The sequence below is a fragment of the Mesorhizobium sp. M7A.F.Ca.CA.002.15.2.1 genome (assembly GCF_003998715.1).
Taxonomy (GTDB): domain Bacteria; phylum Pseudomonadota; class Alphaproteobacteria; order Rhizobiales; family Rhizobiaceae; genus Mesorhizobium; species Mesorhizobium ciceri.
In genome coordinates, this window is record NZ_RZPI01000548.1 from 1 (window position 1) to 3874 (window position 3874).

The 3874-nt window shown below is 61.0% G+C and carries 5 protein-coding genes and 1 tRNA gene; 2 read left to right on the forward strand and 4 right to left on the reverse strand.

The features are described 5' to 3' along the window. Positions 1 to 190: 190 nt before the first annotated feature. Together ENZ74_RS24730 and ENZ74_RS24735 are read right to left on the reverse strand one after the other, a co-directional pair. Entirely contained in the window at positions 191 to 940 is a 750-nt protein-coding gene (locus ENZ74_RS24730; RefSeq protein WP_024504719.1) for a helix-turn-helix transcriptional regulator, read from the reverse strand. Between the two features lie 331 nt (positions 941 to 1271). Next, a tRNA-Ala gene (locus ENZ74_RS24735) sits at positions 1272 to 1347 on the reverse strand. 159 nt (positions 1348 to 1506) lie between these two features. Between ENZ74_RS24735 and ENZ74_RS24740 the strand changes: the two genes are divergently transcribed. Together ENZ74_RS24740 and ENZ74_RS24745 are read left to right on the forward strand one after the other, a co-directional pair. Then, the gene (locus ENZ74_RS24740) at positions 1507 to 1797 is read left to right on the forward strand and encodes a YggT family protein (RefSeq protein WP_013528977.1); all 291 of its coding nucleotides are present in this window, start codon (positions 1507 to 1509) and stop codon (positions 1795 to 1797) included. Between the two features lie 13 nt (positions 1798 to 1810). Next, complete coding sequence (locus tag ENZ74_RS24745) at positions 1811 to 2128, forward strand: DUF167 domain-containing protein (protein ID WP_063169480.1); 318 nt, start codon at positions 1811 to 1813, stop codon at positions 2126 to 2128. A gap of 16 nt (positions 2129 to 2144) precedes the next feature. Here ENZ74_RS24745 and ENZ74_RS24750 read toward each other — a convergent pair whose 3' ends face one another. Both ENZ74_RS24750 and ENZ74_RS24755 read right to left on the reverse strand, forming a co-directional pair. Further along, entirely contained in the window at positions 2145 to 3026 is an 882-nt protein-coding gene (locus ENZ74_RS24750) for a MurR/RpiR family transcriptional regulator (protein WP_013528979.1), read from the reverse strand. A 10-nt stretch (positions 3027 to 3036) separates the two neighbouring features. Continuing rightward, a partial coding sequence (locus ENZ74_RS24755) for an ATP-binding cassette domain-containing protein (protein WP_127313051.1) occupies positions 3037 to 3874 on the reverse strand: 838 nt, incomplete at its 5' end.

Here is a 3874-nt window from a genome sequence, read left to right on the forward strand (position 1 = left end):
GTCGGAAGAGTTAATGGTTTGTTAAAATTATAGTAAAACCACGAGCCGAAGACGGACGTGTGGATTATCTTTCCTGGCATTAAAGTGTAAAATATCGATTTTATTCAGATACAGAGTAGACAATCGTTGGCATACGCTTTATCGGCGTACGCTTATTCTTATTTGGCGTAAGACACGGCGATCCGAGGGATTAGCCCAACCCGTCCCGGGTCAGGCTGACAACCAGTTGGTCGACGCCCGCATCGTCGAGGCTGATGACATGCGCCATGCTGATGGCATCCCTTGCCTGGATATTGGCAATGTCGCGCCGCATGATGACGGACACGAATGCCGGGCCGGCCTCCGTCAGAAGCATGGCCTTGCCCATCAGCACCGGTTCGGAGATGGGAGCCCATTGCACGGAGATCAGCGACGGCTCTCCGGTCTGTCGGCGATTGATGCCGCTGAAATAGATCCAGTTCAGCCGCGAGATCGCCACGCCATAGTGATTGCCGCGCGCTCGTGCCCAGGTCGATCCCTGGCGCTCCGACCATCCGGTGACCCTTCGGAAGGTGACCAGTTCGGCTTCGCGCCGCACGAAGGTCACCGAGCGCATCAGGAGGTCGAGGCGGCCCGGGATCGAGAAATAGGTGAAATAGGTGCCGCCCGCGATCGAAGGACTGGGAGGGCGGATCATCTGGTTGAACAGGCTCTCGGAAACCGGCGGCAGGCCACGCATCGCGGGCTCGGGTGCGCCGGGATCCTGGTACAGTTCGGCCTCGTCGATCCGAAAGTAATCGCATATCAGCTTGGCGGTGGCCTTGTTGGGAACGGTCTGCCCTTGCAGGTAGCGTTCGAACTGCGTGCGATTGATGTGCAGCTCACGGCATACCGCACTTACGGAGGCATGGTCCTTGCTCAGCCGTCTAAGATTTGCAGCGAGATTCTCGCGAATTGACACGTCTTTGCTTCCGCGGGCGGGTTTTTCATTTCAACTCGAAATCCATATAGCGTCTCCGGTCGCCCCCGCCGAAACGCCTTGGCCACAACGCACAGAAAAAACTGATTTGGTAACGTCAATTTAGTGGGGCGGTTTGCAAAAAAAACGGAAACAATCGACGAGCGCTTCCGCCATAAGTCCAATTGACAAAAGTCTTGCCGGAGATTGCGAAAACAGGCGGCGCGGCGCGCGGCCTTTTAGGCGCGCCGGCACGGCAAATGCCAGCCGTGGAGGCAAGCCCGGACGAGCGTCGCGGAGTGCATATGGCGCGGAGAGCGAGGAATTAATCCGCTGGTGGAGCTGAGGAGGATCGAACTCCTGACCTCGTCATTGCGAACGACGCGCTCTCCCAGCTGAGCTACAGCCCCGTCCAGCGGATGGGCGCATTTATCGGGCGCTGCGGTTTCCTGTCAAGGCGGAGGTTTGCCGAAATCCAGTGGCTGGCAGCCGTACCGGCGCACCGTGGCAGGCGGCCCTTGCCGGTTTCGCGTGCAATGGCTACATGTCGGCAACAATTGGAGACCGGCATGCTCGCCCTCATTCAGACAATCGTCATGGCGCTCGACCTCTACTGGTGGATCATCATCGCATCGGCGATCTTTTCCTGGCTTTACGCCTTCAACGTCGTCAACTCGCGCAATCAGTTCGTCGGTTCCATCGGCAACATGCTCTATCGGCTGACCGAACCGGCGTTGCGGCCGATCCGCCGTTTCATGCCGGACCTTGGCGGCATCGACATCTCGCCGATCATCCTGCTTCTGATCCTGTTCTTCCTGCGGCAGTTCATATTGACCAGTGTGGCGCCTCTGGTCCTGTGAGCCCGATGATCGTATGAGCGCGCCGTTTCGCCTGCGCGATGATGGTGTCGACGTGTTTGTCCGGCTGACGCCGAAGGCTGCGCTGGACAGGCTCGAAGGCATCGAGACCACGGCGGACGAGCGAAGCCATCTGAAAGCGCGCGTCCGCGCCGTGCCGGAAAACGGCGCCGCCAATCATGCGCTCGAAAAGCTGATTGCCAAGGCGATTGGCGTGCCGGGGTCCGCCGTCTCGGTTGTCGCCGGCGGCACGGCGCGGCTGAAGACCGTGCGCATTGAAGGCGATCCGGAGACGTTGGCGAAAAGCATCGAGGCGCTCGGCCATCAGGCCTGATGTCCTTGCCGGAGGGTCAATCCCCCAGCGGCAAACGCGGATCGTCAACTTTCAACGTGTTGACGCTCTGCTTGATGCGGCGCAGATTTTCCAGAACCCTTGGTCCGCGCGTCTCGGCGACCGAGGTGACGATCATGTCGACGATCGACAGCAGCGCATAGCGCGACGATGTCGGCTTGTAGATATTGCCGTCTTCCAGCGACTGGAAATGGATGACCGTGTCGGCGACCTTGGCGAGCGCGGAGTCCGGCGGGGTGATGGCGATCGTCGTGGCGCCATATTGCTGGGCGACCTGCACCGCATCGATGACCGATCGTGCATAGCCGGAGACGGAGAAGGCGATCAGCGTGGTGTCGGGGGTGGCGACGGCGGCGTACATGCGTTGCAACTGTCCGTCGATTTGCGCCAGCACCGACACGCCAAGCCTGAACAGCCGGTTCTGCATTTCGGTCGCCATCATCGACGAAATGCCACCGGAGCCGATGCACAGCACATTGCCGGAAACCGCGATGCGTGCGGCGACGGCGACCAGCGTCGTCATGTCGAGGTTTTCGCTGGCGCGCTGGATGGCCGATATCGCCGCTTCGGTGATGGCGGAAGCGATGCGCTGTTCGCGGGCATCGCGGCTCAACGGCTCCGGCGACAGATACTGGCCGCCGATGGCGATGGCTTGCGCCAGATAGAATTTGAAGTCGCGCAGGCCCTCGCAGCCGAGGTTGCGGCAGAACCGCGTCACCGTCGGCTCGCTGACACCGACGCGCGCGGCAATTTCCGAAATCGCCGCCTTGGAAACGAAGTCGAGGTCTGCCAGCACGAAGCCGGCCAGCTTGCGATCCGACTTCGTTCCGTCCTGCGACATCAGCTGCAGGCGCGTGATGATGTCGGCCGGCGTCTTCATGCTGATATTTTCATAGAGGCAGGCCCGTCGCCTTGTCGAACAGATGGATGTTGCCGGGATCGACCGAGACCGGCAGCAGGTCTCCCGGCCTGACCGGCACCCTGTCACGGAACACGGCGCGTACCGTATCAGCACCGATAGCGCCATAGACATGTGTTTCGGAGCCGGTGGGCTCAACGACATCCACCCTGATCGCCATCGCGTCGACAGCCTCGCCGATGACAAAATGCTCGGGCCGGATGCCGGCCTCCACCGCGCTGTCCGCCGGCACCTGTTTGCCGGCAAGCGCCAGCCGCCCGCCACCGGCCGATTCGAACCAGGTTTTCTCAAGCGTCGTCTTGAGCGAACCCGAGACGAAACTCATCGACGGCGAGCCGAGGAAGGAGGCGACGAACTTGTTGGCCGGCCTGTCATAAAGCTCCAGCGGCGCCCCGACCTGCTGGATCCTGCCGCGATCCATCACGACGATGCGGTCGGCCATGGTCATAGCCTCGATCTGGTCGTGGGTGACGTAGACGATCGTCGATTTCAGCCGCTGGTGCAGAGCCTTGATCTCGACGCGCATCTGCACGCGCAATTGTGCGTCGAGATTGGACAGGGGTTCGTCAAACAGGAACACAGACGGTTCGCGCACGATGGCGCGGCCCATGGCGACGCGCTGGCGCTGGCCGCCCGACAGCTGGCGGGGATAGCGGTCGAGATAGGAGAAGAGATTGAGGACCCCGGACGCCTTCTTGACCTTCTCATCGATTACCGTGCGCGTCTCGCCGCGTATCTTCGGGCCGAAACCGATATTGTCCGATGCCTTCAGATGCGGAAACAGCGCATAGGACTGGAACACCATGGCG

What these genes read in the sequence shown, in the direction of transcription:
- ENZ74_RS24750 (WP_013528979.1), bottom strand. Translation starts at nt 3,026, where the DNA reads ATGAAGACGCCGGCCGACATCATCACGCGCCTGCAGCTGATGTCGCAG.
- ENZ74_RS24745 (WP_063169480.1), top strand. Translation starts at nt 1,811, where the DNA reads ATGAGCGCGCCGTTTCGCCTGCGCGATGATGGTGTCGACGTGTTTGTC.
- ENZ74_RS24740 (WP_013528977.1), top strand. Translation starts at nt 1,507, where the DNA reads ATGCTCGCCCTCATTCAGACAATCGTCATGGCGCTCGACCTCTACTGG.